This window comes from Flavobacterium arabinosi, assembly GCF_048158725.1.
GTDB classification, from domain to species: Bacteria; Bacteroidota; Bacteroidia; order Flavobacteriales; family Flavobacteriaceae; genus Flavobacterium; species Flavobacterium arabinosi.
Genome location: NZ_JBLNKX010000004.1, coordinates 321,990 through 336,774, shown reverse-complemented (window position 1 = coordinate 336,774; position 14,785 = coordinate 321,990). Strand labels below are relative to the sequence as shown.

The 14,785-nt window shown below is 31.0% G+C and carries 14 protein-coding genes; all 14 read left to right on the top strand.

Going from position 1 to position 14,785, the window contains the following annotated elements; all coding sequences use genetic code 11:
* The first annotated feature begins 85 nt into the window (after positions 1-85).
* The 14 genes from ACM55K_RS10705 to rfbC all read left to right on the top strand — a co-directional run bounded on the left by ACM55K_RS10705 (position 86) and on the right by rfbC (position 14,785).
* On the top strand, positions 86-1,069 hold the full coding sequence (locus ACM55K_RS10705) for a glycosyltransferase family 2 protein (RefSeq protein ID WP_416850222.1): 984 nt from the start codon (positions 86-88) through the stop codon (positions 1,067-1,069).
* Complete coding sequence (locus tag ACM55K_RS10700; RefSeq protein ID WP_416850221.1) at positions 1,069-2,037, top strand: glycosyltransferase family 92 protein; 969 nt, start codon at positions 1,069-1,071, stop codon at positions 2,035-2,037. Before ACM55K_RS10705 ends, ACM55K_RS10700 begins: the two co-directional genes overlap by 1 nt.
* Complete coding sequence (locus tag ACM55K_RS10695) at positions 2,037-3,515, top strand: O-antigen translocase (RefSeq protein ID WP_416850220.1); 1,479 nt, start codon at positions 2,037-2,039, stop codon at positions 3,513-3,515. The genes ACM55K_RS10700 and ACM55K_RS10695 overlap by 1 nt, the downstream gene beginning before the upstream one ends.
* A gap of 88 nt (positions 3,516-3,603) precedes the next feature.
* Entirely contained in the window at positions 3,604-5,106 is a 1,503-nt protein-coding gene (locus ACM55K_RS10690) for a hypothetical protein (protein WP_416850219.1), read from the top strand.
* A 105-nt stretch (positions 5,107-5,211) separates the two neighbouring features.
* Positions 5,212-5,754, top strand: a complete 543-nt coding sequence (locus tag ACM55K_RS10685) for a DapH/DapD/GlmU-related protein (RefSeq protein WP_416850218.1) — start codon at positions 5,212-5,214, stop codon at positions 5,752-5,754.
* Entirely contained in the window at positions 5,754-6,827 is a 1,074-nt protein-coding gene (locus tag ACM55K_RS10680; protein WP_416850217.1) for a glycosyltransferase WbsX family protein, read from the top strand. Before ACM55K_RS10685 ends, ACM55K_RS10680 begins: the two co-directional genes overlap by 1 nt.
* A 5-nt stretch (positions 6,828-6,832) precedes the next feature.
* Positions 6,833-7,915: a glycosyltransferase gene (locus ACM55K_RS10675; protein ID WP_416850216.1), complete on the top strand. Its 1,083-nt coding sequence runs from the start codon at positions 6,833-6,835 to the stop codon at positions 7,913-7,915.
* The gene (locus ACM55K_RS10670) at positions 7,915-8,949 is read left to right on the top strand and encodes an EpsG family protein (protein WP_416850215.1); all 1,035 of its coding nucleotides are present in this window, start codon (positions 7,915-7,917) and stop codon (positions 8,947-8,949) included. The genes ACM55K_RS10675 and ACM55K_RS10670 overlap by 1 nt, the downstream gene beginning before the upstream one ends.
* A gap of 51 nt (positions 8,950-9,000) precedes the next feature.
* The gene (locus ACM55K_RS10665; RefSeq protein ID WP_416850214.1) at positions 9,001-10,104 is read left to right on the top strand and encodes a glycosyltransferase family 4 protein; all 1,104 of its coding nucleotides are present in this window, start codon (positions 9,001-9,003) and stop codon (positions 10,102-10,104) included.
* Positions 10,104-10,916 carry a glycosyltransferase family 2 protein gene (locus tag ACM55K_RS10660; RefSeq protein ID WP_416850213.1) on the top strand — a complete coding sequence of 271 codons (813 nt, stop codon included), beginning with the start codon at positions 10,104-10,106 and terminating at the stop codon, positions 10,914-10,916. The genes ACM55K_RS10665 and ACM55K_RS10660 overlap by 1 nt, the downstream gene beginning before the upstream one ends.
* On the top strand, positions 10,917-11,810 hold the full coding sequence (locus ACM55K_RS10655) for an NAD-dependent epimerase/dehydratase family protein (protein ID WP_416850212.1): 894 nt from the start codon (positions 10,917-10,919) through the stop codon (positions 11,808-11,810).
* Between the two features lie 5 nt (positions 11,811-11,815).
* Complete coding sequence (gmd, locus tag ACM55K_RS10650; protein ID WP_416850211.1) at positions 11,816-12,928, top strand: GDP-mannose 4,6-dehydratase; 1,113 nt, start codon at positions 11,816-11,818, stop codon at positions 12,926-12,928.
* A gap of 202 nt (positions 12,929-13,130) precedes the next feature.
* Positions 13,131-14,066, top strand: a complete 936-nt coding sequence (locus tag ACM55K_RS10645) for a GDP-L-fucose synthase family protein (protein ID WP_416850210.1) — start codon at positions 13,131-13,133, stop codon at positions 14,064-14,066.
* Between the two features lie 167 nt (positions 14,067-14,233).
* The gene (gene rfbC / locus ACM55K_RS10640) at positions 14,234-14,785 is read left to right on the top strand and encodes a dTDP-4-dehydrorhamnose 3,5-epimerase (RefSeq protein ID WP_416850209.1); all 552 of its coding nucleotides are present in this window, start codon (positions 14,234-14,236) and stop codon (positions 14,783-14,785) included.

Below are 14,785 nucleotides of genomic sequence, written 5' to 3'. Positions count from 1 at the left end.
TTAGAAAATGTTTTCTAGTACTTTTAGATGCCTAATTATTGCCAGCTGTTCAAAGGGGGGTAATAAATAATTTAAAAATTGTATAATGACAATTAAGATATCAGTAGTAATGGCTGCATATAATGCAGCTGATTTTATTTCGGAAACGATTGATTCAATAATTAATCAAAAATTTACAGAGTGGGAACTTATTTGTGTAAACGATGGTTCCACAGATAAATCGCTGGAAATATTAGAATATTACGCATCACTCGATAAAAGAATAACGGTGTTTAATATTCCAAATTCTGGTGCTTTAAATGCAAGAAATTTTGGTGTTGAAAAGAGTAAAGGTGAATGGTTATATATTATGGATGCTGATGATAAAATGAGCACTGATATGTTGGAAGAAATGCACAGTACAGCACTATCTGAAAATGCCGATTTTATACTTCCTGATCAAATACATTGGTTCCCTCACAATGAAATAGAAACTTTTAGTTTCAATGAAAAATTTGGAACATTTCCGAATATATCAAGTCGAGATGCATTTTTAAAGTATCTTAAATGGGAAATTCATGGTCGAGGAATGATGAAAACTAATCAATATCGCGAACATAGTTTCAATTATGATAGATTTTTCATTGATGAATTTATTAACAGGAAAGTTGTTCTTAATTGTAAAAAAGTTGCTTTTAGCAAGGGCGAATATATATATAGACAAAATGATGAATCCTTAATTTATAAGGTGAGCAAACGAAGATTCGATGTGTTAGAGCGAAGTCGAATGAGTGAAGATCTATTAGTTCAAAATTTTGATGATGCTAAAGTAATCGCTGATTTTAGAAATGAAAGATTACAAGAAATTTATGGACTTCTTATATTGTTTTTAAAACAGAAAAAACAATTTGCAACTCAAGATAGTATTGCAATTTTAAAAATTATTGAAGATGCTTATAAAAAACTTGATAAAAGAGGAGTGCGTGAGATGTTTTTCAATAGTGGTATTATTGGAAAATTAAAAAGCATTTTATTATGTTCTAATTGGATTTTGTTTAAGTATACTACAATCATTTTAAATAAAAAATAATGTTAAAAAACAGATTGTTGATTGGAGATGAATCAACTAAAATGACATTGAAAGGAACTGTAAAGATGCTTCTTTCTCCTTTTTTTGATGTACTTTATAAATTTATTCTGGTATTAAACCGACCAAAAAAAGTAAATAAAAAATATTATTTGTCTGTTTGCGGTATTTTCAAGGATGAAGCTCATAATATGCGGGAATGGATAGAATACCATCAAATTGTTGGTGTTCAACATTTTTATTTGTATAATAATTTTTCAAGTGATAATTATATAGAAGTTCTTAAGCCTTATGTTGAAAAAGGTATTGTAACACTTATTGATTGGCCTGTACCGCAAGGACAGATGACAGCGTACAAGAATTGTTTTGACTTATATGGCAAAGATAGCCAATGGATTGCTTATATAGATTTTGATGAATTCATTTGTCCATATAATGAGTCGAAAATTCCCGATTGGCTGCGTAAGTTTGAAAATTATCCATCGATAGCAATATATTGGAAAATGTTTGGGACTTCAGGACAAGTTAAACACGATCCTTCAAAACTTGATATAGAACAATATATCGTAAGTTGGCCAAAACTATATATAGGAGCTAAAATAATTTGCAACACAGATTATGCTATAAGTGATTATAGCTCAATGCATACACTTCCTGTATCTGTTAAGATGTTAGGATTTACTTTTATAATTCCTCCGGTAAATGAATTTAAAAAATTTATAAAATGGAATATTCATAGAACAGGTAATAATAAAAACTTTTCAATGCAAATTAATCATTACTGGAGTAAATCATTTAATGATTATTACGGAAAAAAACTCAGTAAAGGATCTGCTTGTGAAAATTATGATCATACTATGGAACAGTTTTGGTGGCATGAAAATCAAAATTGTTCATCTGATTACAAAATATTCAGATTTTTGATAGCTTTAAAAATTGCATTAGACAAAACTGATAACATTAATAAATAATGGAAGACAATACATCCCGTAAGCAAATAATTAAAGCTACTGGAATAGTTGGAGGTGCGCAATTATTCTCGATACTTATAGGGATTATTCGTACAAAGATAATAGCAATATTGTTAGGCCCATCTGGCGTTGGTTTAATAGGTATTTTACAAGCGACAACTGAGCTTGTTCGAAATGCTACTGGTTTTGGAATAAACTTCAGTGGAGTAAAGGATATAGCTGAAGCTAATGCATCTGAAAATGATCAAAAAATATCGCAAACAATCACAATACTTCGGCGCTGGGCATTAGGTACTGGAATTCTTGGAATGCTTGTTACAATTGTCTTATGTGTTCCTTTAAGCAATTATTCTTTCGGCAATGATAAATATGCATTAAGTATTGCTATACTATCAGTAACGCTTTTTTTATCAAGTATTGCGGGAGGGCAACTTGCACTTCTTCAAGGTCTTCGCCAAATGGGCCAAATGGCTAAAGCAACGCTTTGGGGGGCAGTAGTAGGAATAGCTATAACAGTACCTTTCTACTGGTGGCTTGGTGTTGATGGAATTGTACCAGGAATGATATTGACGGCTCTTGGAGGAGTATTTGTATCGTGGTGGTATTCTCGAAAAATTAAAATAGTAGATCCAAAGCTAACATTTGCTCAAACGTTTAAGGGCGGTTTGGATATGGCACGACTTGGTTTTTTTATTGTGGTTACAGGATTTGTAGCTACAGGAACAATGTATATTGTTAGGGCTTATATAATTAAAAAAGTAGACATTGAAGCAGTTGGAGTTTTTCAAGCATCATGGATGATTGGAAACCTTTATTTAGGTATAGTACTTAATGCAATGCTTGCAGATTTTTTCCCTAGACTTAGTGAGATAAATACTGATGATAAAGCGTCTAATAATTTAATAAATGAACAGATGGAAATTGCATTATTAGTTGGTTCACCACTAATAATAGGATTAATTGCCTTTGCTCAATTAGGGATAACTATACTTTACAGTTCTAAATTTTCGGCGGCAATTCCTCTTCTTCAATGGCAAATGTTAGGTTCATTTATTGTACTTATCGCTTGGCCGTTAGGTGTTATGTTTCTTGCTAAAAACAAGGGTGTTTTTAATATTTTTACTGATGGAATCTGGTCTGTTGCATATTTATTATTTGTTTTTCTGGGCTGGGACTTCTTTGGATTTATTGTGCTTGGAATAGCCTATGTTGGGGCTTGTCTAATTAAATTAATTGCGGTCTATTTTTCAACATCTTATTTGGGTAAATTTAGATTCACTAATATAAATTTACTTTATATTGCTTTTTTTGGAGTATTAACTATTTTGACACTTTTTAACGTACTGTACTTTAATGGATATCTTCAATATTTTTTTAGTGGAATTATAATAGTTTTAGCTGTATTGTTTTCTTATTTTAAGCTAAATAAAATTATAAATATAAATGAGTTAATTCGCAAAAAAATATTTAGAAAGTAAAAAGTCTTTAATATAATAATAAGATGTTTTTAAAATTAAATTTGCTAAAACACAACGCTAGATTTAATTTTTAAATTGAAAATAAGAAATGAGTAAATTAACGTCACTACAAATTCAAGCTGTTTTTAATAAAATAAAGGCCTTAGCACAAAAGGAGTTTGAAAATAAAAATTATGAACTTTCATTAAAATATATTGAAGATGCTGCAGATTTAGCTTATTCTTTCAATTGGAAATATTCAGATGAAGATTTAGAAGATCTTTTGATATTAATTTCAGGTAAAATTATTACAAAAAAAACGACATTTACTCCAATTAAAGGAAGAGTTGTTTTTTATGATGTTTTTGCACTAGACAATAGAGGATTGACACAACAATACTTGCGTGCTTTGATTAGTTGGGGAGCTGAAATATTATTTGTTTTCGAAGGAAATGACTTGGCTTCCTCTAAACAAATATTAAGCGAGATTAAATCTTATTCAAAAGCAGAATTGTTTGTTGTAGATAAATCTTTATCAAAAACAGAAAGAATTAAATCTGTATATAATAAGGTAGTAGATTTTAAACCTGAAAAAGCATTTCTTCATTTATTGCCTTCTAGTGCCATAGCTGTTAGTATATGGAATGCATTGAAAGAAGTAACTCGCTATCAGGTTAATTTGACCGATCATGCTTTTTGGTTAGGAACAAAATGTATAGATTATTCACTAGAATTTAGAGATTATGGATGTACAGTTTCTAGCGAAAAAAGGGGTTTGTCTGAGAGTATGTTGCTAATGCAGCCTTATTATCCTATAATAGATTGTAAGCCATTTATTGGTTTTCCAAAACTAATACCTAGTGATGCAATTAAGATTTTTACTGGTGGTGCTTATTATAAAATGTATGGAAAGTCGGGTATGTTTTTTAAACTCTTAAAAACTCTTATCAATTTAAATCCCAAAGTTGTGATTTTGCTGGCTGGTAATGGGGACGAATCACCAATTAGAGACTTTATATTAAAGAATAAATATGAAAACAAGTTGTTCTTACTAGGCTCTCGATCCGATATAACCCATGTTTTTGATAACTGTGAAATTTATTTAAGTACTTTTCCTATTACAGGAGGATTAATGGGGCAATATGCCGCAAGTTTAGCTAAACCCATTTTATCATATAGTTCTGAAGACATACCTTGTAATTACACAGAAGGATTTATAAATTGGAATAGGGATTCAGATTATAAAATCACTCACACAACTCTAGATTCATTTAAGGCTGAAGCTTTAAAACTGATAGAAAGCAAATCGTACAGAGAAGAAAAAGGGAAAGAGATTAAGAAACATATTATTACAGAAAAAGAGTTTTCAGTGCATTTGAAACAACTAGTTACTTCTCACAAAATGGGAAAACCTTTTAAAAAAGAAACTATCGATTATGATGTTTTTGATAAATTGTACTTAGAAAGTGAGAACAAATACCTAAAGAAATTTGACTTTTTTATAGTAAGTCGTTTTAAATTTAAGGCTATATTTTTATTCCCTAAAAATGTTATTGCTTTTATTATTAACCAATCTAATTGGCAACTTTTCTTCAGAAAGTTTCTTAAATAATTAATGAAATTTTGTAAAATGAAGCAAATAATAAAAAAAATACTCCGAGCAATACTATATGTTGTTTACTGTATATTTTCACCAAAGCTATTTAATTGGTTAAATTTGAAATGGAATCAATTATATTCTATGTGGAAATCGAATGAGTTTAAACAAGTAGGGTCTGTTTATATTCAATATCCGCTTTATTTGCAAGGAGGAGAATACATTACAATTGGTAAGAATTTTGGTTGTGACCAAAGATTACGTTTAGATGTGATTGATGCGTTTTTAGGAGATAAATTTAATCCTCAATTAAGAATTGGCGATAACGTTTCTATCCAAAAAGATTGTCATATTGGAGCTATAAACAAGATAGTTATAGGTAATGGCGTTTTATTGGCAAGTAAAGTTTATATAAGTGACCATTTTCATGGAGAAATTACCAAAGAAGCTTTGTTGCTCCCGCCAAGCCAAAGAAAGCTCTATAGTAAAGGCCCAGTGATTATTGAAGACAATGTTTGGTTAGGAGAGGGAGTAGTTGTTCTGTCAGGTGTAACTATAGGGAAAAATAGTATCATTGGATCAAATGCAGTAGTAACAAAATCAATACCGAGAAATAGTGTTGCGGGAGGTAATCCGGCAAGAATAATTAGAGAAATTAATTAATGGAAAAAAAAGTAAGACTAATAGCATCCTATTTACCTCAATTTCAACCTATTAAAGAAAATGATGAATGGTGGGGGAAAGGATTTACAGAATGGACAAATGTAGGGAAAGCAAAACCCTTATTTGAGGGGCATTACCAACCGAGAGTTCCAGCAGATTTAGGATATTATGATTTAAGATTGCCAGAAGTTAGATTGGCACAAGCTAATATGGCAAGAGAATATGGTATAGAGGGTTTTTGTTATTGGCATTATTGGTTTGGAGGTGGAAAAAGAATTTTGGAAAAAACTGTAGAGGAAGTAGTGTTAAATAAAGAGCCTGATTTCCCCTTCTGTCTAGCTTGGGCTAATGAAACTTGGAGTGGAGTTTGGCACGGTTTGAAAAATCAAATTCTAGTAGAACAAAAGTATTTAGGCATTGAAGACTATAAAAAACATTTTTATGCAGTTTTACCAGCTTTTTTAGATAAAAGATATATTACAGTTGATGATAGGCCAGTTTTTATGCTTTATAGACCTTTAGATTTTCCTGATATTTCACAGTTTATTGAATTATGGAATAAATGGGCAATAGAAAACGGTCTGAAAGGAGTTTATTTTATAGGTCAAATTACAACACCCGAAAATAGAGATTTAGTTCTCAGTAAAGGATTTGATGCAGTTAATATTGTGCGATTAACAGAATATATGAGGTTGAATACTACTAAAATCGAAAGAGGATTTCAAAGGTTTTCAGGAAGATTAAAGAAATATAAATATAAAGAATTTTATCCTTATTTTTCAGGAAATGAGGATAGAGATTTGAATTGTATTCCAACAATAATACCAAATTGGGATCATTCTCCACGTAGTGGAAAAAGAGCTCTTATTTTAACAGATTCTACTCCAGAACTATTTGGCAAACATGTTAAGGAAGTTTTTTCTAATATCTTACATAAACCTCAAGACAATAGAATTTCTTTTATCAAGTCTTGGAATGAATGGGCAGAAGGAAATCATTTAGAACCTGATTTATTATACGGACTTGAATATTTAAAAGAATTGAAGAAACAATTAAATTCATTGGATAAATAATAAGTATGAAAGCTCTATTTATTTCCTCAAATTTGTTAAGTAATAAAAGTGGTGGCTGGCAATGCTCAAACCGAAACTACGAATCTGTTAAAGAGTTATGTGCTGAAACACATGTTTACAATCTATCTGCAAATAATAATTTGGGATATAAAGCTATAATTGTAGGATTACTGAATCTTATAAAATTATATTCGGGAGGGCTTAATCAAAATCATATTATAGATGTTTTATTAAAAATTAAATCCGAGAATTATGATTTAGTTTTTTTAGATAGCTCTGTTTATGGAAGATTGGCAAAAAAAATAAAGAAAATGTATCCTAATGTTAAACTAATTGCTTTTTATCATAATGTTGAATTTGATTTCATTAAGAAAATAGTTTATACTGGGGGTATCTTACATGCTTTCAGGCTCCCTTCTTGTTTTTTTAATGAATCTCTAACAGCAAAGTGGTCTGATAAAATAATATGTCTTACAAATGAAGATGAAAAGCTTATAAATATACTTTATACAAAGAAGGAAATTATTAAAATTCCGGTATCTTTTAAATCAATGAGACAAAATTTAAATTCCTATGACAAGATTGATAATAATCTAATTTCAATTCTATTTGTAGGTAGTTATTTTTATGCGAACACTCAAGGAATTCTTTGGTTCATTAATAATGTAAAATTATCTCCAAATGTGAGATTAGTCATTGTTGGGAAGGAAATGGAAAAACTTCGGACTTTCATTAGTAAAACCGAAAATGTTGAAATTCATAATAGTGTAGAAGATCTTTCTTGTTTTTATGAGGGCGCTAATGCTGTTATTTGTCCATTATTTTATGGAGGTGGAATGAAGGTTAAGGTTGCCGAAGCACTAATGTATGGAAAAAAAATTATAGGTACAAATTTAGCTTTTTTTGGATATCAAGCAGAAAATTGTAGTTCAATGATTACAACATCGAAACCAGAAGTTTTTAAAAAAATCATTGAAGATTTAGATCCTAATATAAGAACTTATAACAATAGTATTTCTCATTTCGAAAAATATTTTTCTTACTCTTCAACATTAAAATTGTTTTCTAAAGTTTTAATTCAAGAATAATGCTCGTATATTATGTAGTATTATTTTTCTCATCCCTATTAGCTTTTGTATCTGAAGTAACAAAAAGTAAATTTTTATGGATTGTTTCTTTATTGACTGTTTCTTTTTTCGCGGGATTAAGATATTTTGTTGGTATAGATTATGAAAGTTATACATTTATATTTGCGTCTATATCCGATTCAAAAACCGAACCTGCATTTAGGATTATTAATTTAATAATTTTTTTCCTTGGTCTTAATGTCCAATTTGTTTTTTTAATTTCATCACTAATAACTTTTAGTTTATTTTATAAAGGAATAAAAAGATATTCCGATGATGTTTTTTTGTCAGTTTTTTTATTGCTTTTTTGTGGGATTTTTATCGAAAGCCTTAATATTATAAGGCAATATATAGCAATATCTATTTTCTTTTATGGGATAAAATATATAATAAATAAAAATCTAATAAAATATATAATTTGTATTGCACTGGCTACTAGTTTTCATTATAGTGCGATTTTGTTAATACTTGCATATTTTGTGTTAAATAATAATATTGGGAAATTATGGTTTCCGATACTATGCGTTGCATACTTACTACCATTCATTTTACCTATTCAATCATTTTTTGGTTTAATTCCTGGATATGATGCGTATTTTAGTTCAGGTAATGTCATAAATAATGATGCTAATGCAAGTGCTGAATTAGGTGTTGGTTTTTTGTCAAAGCTACTAATTGGTTTTTCGTGTTTATTTTATTATGATAGAATCTTGAGATTGTCGAAAGAATCAAAATTATATTTAAATGGATTTTTTATCTATTTGTTTTTATTGAGTTTTTTTAGAGATTTTATGGTGATGGTGAGATTAGGTTATTATTTTAATGTTTTTCTAGTGTTATTAATCCCTAAATTCTTTCAAGTTTTTGATAAAAAAACTCGCCTCATACTTTATATTTTATTTATAGTTTATGGGTTTGCTATTTTATTAATTAATTTACTCGATACTCAGGCAAAATTAGTACCTTATAATTATCAAATAAATTTTTTTGAATAGTGCACATATCATAAATAAATTAACTGCCAATACAATAATCAGATATAAGAAATGAAAAAAATTGTTTTTGTAACACCTCAAATAAAAAGTGGTGGAGGGAATAGAGTGTTTTTTGAATTGGCAAATGTTTTAGTCAATGATTATGAAGTTCAAATAATTTACCCAAACAATTCAGAGGAAATTAATACTTTTTCTATAGATGAACGCATAAAATTTAAATCAATAGGTGAATTTGAACATAATAAAATCGGAAAAATAAAGAATGTTATAAATACTTTTTTTTATTTAAATAAATATGAAAAAGAATCTCGTATAATAACGTCTGATCCAATTATGTCTGTATTAGGATTTTTACTTACTGTTAAGTTGAGGTATAGATTTGTTCAGGCGGATGATTATAATATTTTCAATGATGGTATGATTATTCAAAGCAAGCTATTATTGAGGATATATAAAGTATTGGCTAAAATTTCTTTTAGATACAATTATTCATTTATTTTTAATTCACATTATTCATCTCGGAAGTTCTGTGAGCAATATCGAAGTTTCAAAAAGGACATCAAAATAGTTTATCCAGCACTTAATCATTCAATTTTTAATTCAACAGAACGAAAAACCTTTAAAAGTGATAAAATACAATTATGTCTTGTAGCAAGAAAACATCCATTAAAAGGTTTGAAAACCTTTATTGATGCATGGTCAACCATGTCTACTGCTATAAAAGAAAAAGTAGAAAAAGTTGTTTTGATAAGTCATGATGATCTAAGTGATTTCGATGTTTCAGAGTTTATTGTTGTTAAACCAAAGTCAGATAAAGAAATAGTGAAAGTATACCAAGAATCGGATATTTTTATTTCTACATCCTATAGTGAGGGATTTGGGTTGCCTCCCCTAGAGGCTATGGCATGTGGGTGTGGTGTTATAACAAGTGATTCAGGAGGTGTTAGTGAATTTGCAATTAATAATGTAAACTGTATCGTGTTTTCACCAGGAGATTATAAATCTTTGCAAATAGAAATAGAAGGGCTAATAAATAACAATCAAAAATTGAGAGAATTGCAAATGAATGGTGTAGAAAGTGCAAAATTCTTTAATTGGGATTTTTCCGCAAAAAAAATAATTCAAATTTTTGATCATTTAGAATTAAATAATTAATGAAAGTTACATCCTCAATTGTTTTATATAATACTGATAGAATAGTTTTAAATAGAGTAATAAATAGTTTACTTGCATATGGATTAAATGAAAGATTATATTTGATAGACAATTCACTTCGTGATGAGTTAAGCGATTTATGTAATCATTCTAAAATAATCTACGTTCATAATCCATCTAATCCTGGTTTTGGTTCAGCACATAATATAGCCATAGAAAAAGCAATAGAATCAGGTTCAGACTATCATTTTATAGTTAATCCAGACATTTATTTTGAGGGAGATGTGATTACGCCTATGGTAGAATATATGAAAATGGATTCTGCTATTGGTATGATGATGCCACAGATTTTAAATACAGACGGAAGTATTCAGAATTTACCCAAACTTTTGCCTAGTCCGTTTAGTATATTTAAAAGGAAAATTAAAAAACCAGTAAGAGCTTATCAGAAATTCATCAATGAATATGAGTTGAGACAGGTGCCGAAAAATATAATTTACAATGCTCCTGTACTTTCAGGGTGTTTTACCTTACTCAATTTAGATGCGATAAAAAAAGTAGGGATGTATGACGATAAATTTTTCATGTATTTTGAAGATTGGGATTTATCAAGAAGAATGCACCAAAATTATAAAACAATCTATTTCCCAAAAGTTTCGGTGGTGCATGAATATGAATCAGGAGCCAATAAAAGTAAAAAATTATTTAAAATATTTGTAAGCTCTGCAATAAGCTACTTTAATAAATGGGGTTGGTTTTTTGACTCTGAAAGGAAGAAATTAAATAGGGAGGCTTTATCACAATTCAAGTAAATGAAAATCACAATAACAGGCGGCTCAGGATTTGTTGGACACAATCTTCAAGAGTATTTAAAAGACTCACATGATGTTAGTCCTATGAGTGTGCGTTATATGCCCGATCAACGATTTGACCTGAAAGCGGATGCCATTGTTCATTTGGCTGGCAAAGCGCACGATTTAAAAAAGGTATCCAATCCTAACGATTATTACGATGCTAATTTTGAATTGACAAAACAATTGTTTGATTCTTTCGTGATATCTAATGCTAAGGTTTTTATTTTCATGAGTACCGTAAAAGCAGTGGCAGATGAAGTAAAAGGTATTTTGACAGAAGACACTGTTCCTAATCCTAAAACTCATTATGGTATATCCAAACATAGGGCTGAGCAGTATCTTTTGAGCAAGGAATTGACAATAGGGAAACGAGTTTATATCCTAAGACCGTGCATGATTCATGGCCATGAAAACAAAGGAAATCTAAATTTGTTATACCAATTAGTCGCCAAAGGTTTGCCTTGGCCTTTGGGGGCATTTGAGAATCAACGTTCTTTTTTGAGTGTTGAAAATCTTTGTTTTGTGATAAAAGAACTATTAGAAAATAGTATGATACCTTCAGGAGTTTACCAAGTTTCGGATGATAAATCATTATCTACAAATGAGCTTATTCAATTATTAGGAATTAGTTTAGGAAAAAAAAACACGATTTTGAATATTCCAGCCTCTTGGATTAAAGGTGTTGCAAAATTAGGAGACCATTTGCATTTGCCACTTAATTCAGAACGCTTGCAAAAGTTAACGGAGAATTATGTGGTGAGTAATCAAAAAATTGTTAATGCAATTGGGAAATCGTTGCTCGTTACGACAAAGGAAGGATTATTAAAAACATTTGTTTCGTTTAGAAAATAAAAAGTATGAAAATAGCACTTATAACAGGAATTACAGGACAAGATGGTGCTTACTTAGCAGATTTTTTATTAAAAAAAGGATATGAGGTACATGGGATTAAACGTCGTAGTTCATTGTTTAATACGGATCGTATTGATCATTTGTACCAAGACCCACATGAAAAAAATGTACGTTTCAAATTGCATTACGGTGATTTGAGTGATTCCACGAATTTAATTCGTATTATCCAGGAAGTGCAACCAGATGAGATCTATAATTTGGGAGCCATGAGTCATGTAAAAGTGAGTTTTGATACCCCGGAATATACTGCCAATGTAGATGGCTTAGGAACCTTACGTTTACTGGAAGCGATACGCATATTGAATTTAACCAAAAAAACGAAAATTTATCAAGCTTCCAGTTCTGAATTGTACGGCTCGGTGCAAGCAGTTCCACAATCGGAAACTACACCTTTTTACCCTCGATCGCCTTATGCAGTTGCTAAGATGTATGCGTATTGGATCACTGTGAATTACAGGGAGGCTTATGGTATGTTTGCTTGTAATGGTATCTTGTTTAATCATGAAAGTCCGTTGCGTGGAGAAACCTTTGTTACCCGTAAAATTACCAGAGCAATATCTAAAATGGCGTTGGGATTACATGAAGATTTATTTTTAGGAAACCTGGATGCTCGACGCGATTGGGGCCATGCTAAAGATTATGTAGAAGCAATGTGGTTGATTTTGCAACAAGAGGAACCGGAAGATTATGTTATTGCTACAGGAGTCACTACTACCGTTCGTGATTTTGTACGAATGTCTTTTTCGGAGGTTGGTATTGCTGTTGAATTCAAAGGAGAAGGAGTAGCTGAAAAAGGATATGTAGTTTCTTGCTCCAATCCTGATTATCAAATTGAAATAGGAAAAGAAGTAGTAGCCGTTGATGCTGCCTATTTCCGTCCAACCGAAGTTGATTTGTTGATAGGAGATCCAACCAAATCGAATACGAAATTAGGATGGAAACCTAAATATGATTTGCCTATGTTAGTCAAAGAAATGATGGCATCAGATGTGGAGCATTTTAAAAAAGAAAAAATGTTGAAAGAAGCGGGGTATTTTATCAAAAACCAGTTTGAATAGGGCGATTGTACTCTTTGTCAAAGTTCAAAACTTTGACAAAGAGGTACCAAAAAGCAATAATTAATCAATGTGATTTTCGCAATACGCTTTGTCAAGTTGAGCGCAGTCGAGACAAATCATGTGAGTCTCGACTGCACTCGACTTGACAACACAAGAATTATTTTTGTTATTAGGTGGAGGTTGTTGAAAATCAGAATAGTACATGAATAAAAACGATAGTATATATATCGCAGGTCATCGGGGTATGGTTGGTTCCGCGATTTTACGGGCTTTACAAGCACAAGGATTTAGCAATTTTGTGTTGCGTACTTCCTCCGAATTGGATTTACGGAATCAACAGGCAGTTGCTGACTTTTTTACACAGGAAAAACCAGATTATGTTTTTTTAGCAGCAGCGAAAGTTGGGGGAATTGTCGCCAATAATGCTTACAGAGCTGATTTTATTTATGAGAATTTGATGATTCAGAATAATGTAATCCATCAAGCCTATGTCAATAAAGTTAAGAAATTGATGTTCCTTGGTTCTTCCTGTATTTATCCAAAGTTAGCGCCACAGCCGCTGAAAGAAGATTATTTATTAACGGGAGTTTTAGAACCTACTAATGAACCCTATGCGATTGCTAAAATTGCGGGTATCAAAATGTGCGATGGGTATAGGGATCAATACGGTTGTAATTTTATCTCCGTAATGCCTACCAATTTATATGGGCCAAATGATAATTATGACCAAAAAAATTCACATGTATTGCCAGCAATGTTGCGCAAGTTTATTACAGCGAAACGCAATGGAGACGCAACTGTAACCATTTGGGGAACCGGTAGTCCAAAGCGAGAATTTTTATATGCTGATGACTTGGCACAAGCCTGTTTGTTCTTAATGGAAAATTATAATGAATCGGGATTGGTTAATATTGGAATCGGCGAGGATATTTCTATCTTGGATTTAGCTCGGTTAGTAAAGAAAACAGTTGGCTTTGAAGGAGAAATTTTGACAGATACTACCAAACCCGATGGGACTCCCCGTAAATTGATGGATGTTTCTAAACTGAATGGATTGGGTTGGGAAGCGAAAATTACCTTGGAAGAGGGGATTCAAAAAGTATATGAAGAGATAAAGGATCGTGACTGGTCCATATAAAAACATACCCGTTTTCTTAATTTTCAATTTCTTGATACATTTTTTTCTGAACTTGTAAAAATTAAATACTACTGCGTTAAGAGCTGTTTTAACAAATAATAAAATAATTATACTTGCTAAAATGAGTTAGAAGTATTCACATAATTAGAAGTATAAAAATTCACAATATGACCATTGAAAAAACATTTGTAAATGATTTAGTAATCATTACCCCGACAGTTTTTGAAGACTCAAGAGGCTATTTTTTTGAAGCCTACAATCAGGCTAAATTTTATGAAAATGGGATTTCATATCAATTTATACAAGACAATCAGTCTTTCTCCAAACGTGGCGTAATTCGGGGATTGCATTTGCAGATTAATCCTTTTGCCCAAGCTAAATTGGTACGGGTGCTTGAAGGAGAAATCCTTGATGTAGCGGTCGATTTACGCAAAAATTCCCCTACTTATGGGCAACATTTCAGTGTGGTTTTGAGTGCAGACAATAAAAAACAATTGATGGTTCCCCACGGATTTGCCCATGGTTTTTCGGTTTTGAGTGAAACCGCTTCGGTACTATACAAAGTAGATCAATTGTATCATAAGGAGAGCGAAAGAGGGATTCGTTATGATGATCCTACTTTAGCGATTGATTGGCAGGTGAGTCCTGAAGAAGTTATTGTTTCTGAAAAGGATTTGATATTGCCTAACTTTGACCAAATTGATTGGACTTTTGAATAA

Excerpts from the sequence above, each read along its gene's own strand:
- ACM55K_RS10675 (WP_416850216.1), top strand. The coding sequence starts at position 6,833 with ATGAAAGCTCTATTTATTTCCTCAAATTTGTTAAGTAATAAAAGTGGT.
- ACM55K_RS10665 (WP_416850214.1), top strand. The coding sequence starts at position 9,001 with ATGAAAAAAATTGTTTTTGTAACACCTCAAATAAAAAGTGGTGGAGGG.
- rfbC (WP_416850209.1), top strand. The coding sequence starts at position 14,234 with ATGACCATTGAAAAAACATTTGTAAATGATTTAGTAATCATTACCCCG.
- ACM55K_RS10655 (WP_416850212.1), top strand. The coding sequence starts at position 10,917 with ATGAAAATCACAATAACAGGCGGCTCAGGATTTGTTGGACACAATCTT.
- ACM55K_RS10660 (WP_416850213.1), top strand. The coding sequence starts at position 10,104 with ATGAAAGTTACATCCTCAATTGTTTTATATAATACTGATAGAATAGTT.
- ACM55K_RS10695 (WP_416850220.1), top strand. The coding sequence starts at position 2,037 with ATGGAAGACAATACATCCCGTAAGCAAATAATTAAAGCTACTGGAATA.
- ACM55K_RS10705 (WP_416850222.1), top strand. The coding sequence starts at position 86 with ATGACAATTAAGATATCAGTAGTAATGGCTGCATATAATGCAGCTGAT.
- ACM55K_RS10700 (WP_416850221.1), top strand. The coding sequence starts at position 1,069 with ATGTTAAAAAACAGATTGTTGATTGGAGATGAATCAACTAAAATGACA.
- ACM55K_RS10680 (WP_416850217.1), top strand. The coding sequence starts at position 5,754 with ATGGAAAAAAAAGTAAGACTAATAGCATCCTATTTACCTCAATTTCAA.
- ACM55K_RS10670 (WP_416850215.1), top strand. The coding sequence starts at position 7,915 with ATGCTCGTATATTATGTAGTATTATTTTTCTCATCCCTATTAGCTTTT.
- gmd (WP_416850211.1), top strand. The coding sequence starts at position 11,816 with ATGAAAATAGCACTTATAACAGGAATTACAGGACAAGATGGTGCTTAC.
- ACM55K_RS10690 (WP_416850219.1), top strand. The coding sequence starts at position 3,604 with ATGAGTAAATTAACGTCACTACAAATTCAAGCTGTTTTTAATAAAATA.
- ACM55K_RS10645 (WP_416850210.1), top strand. The coding sequence starts at position 13,131 with ATGAATAAAAACGATAGTATATATATCGCAGGTCATCGGGGTATGGTT.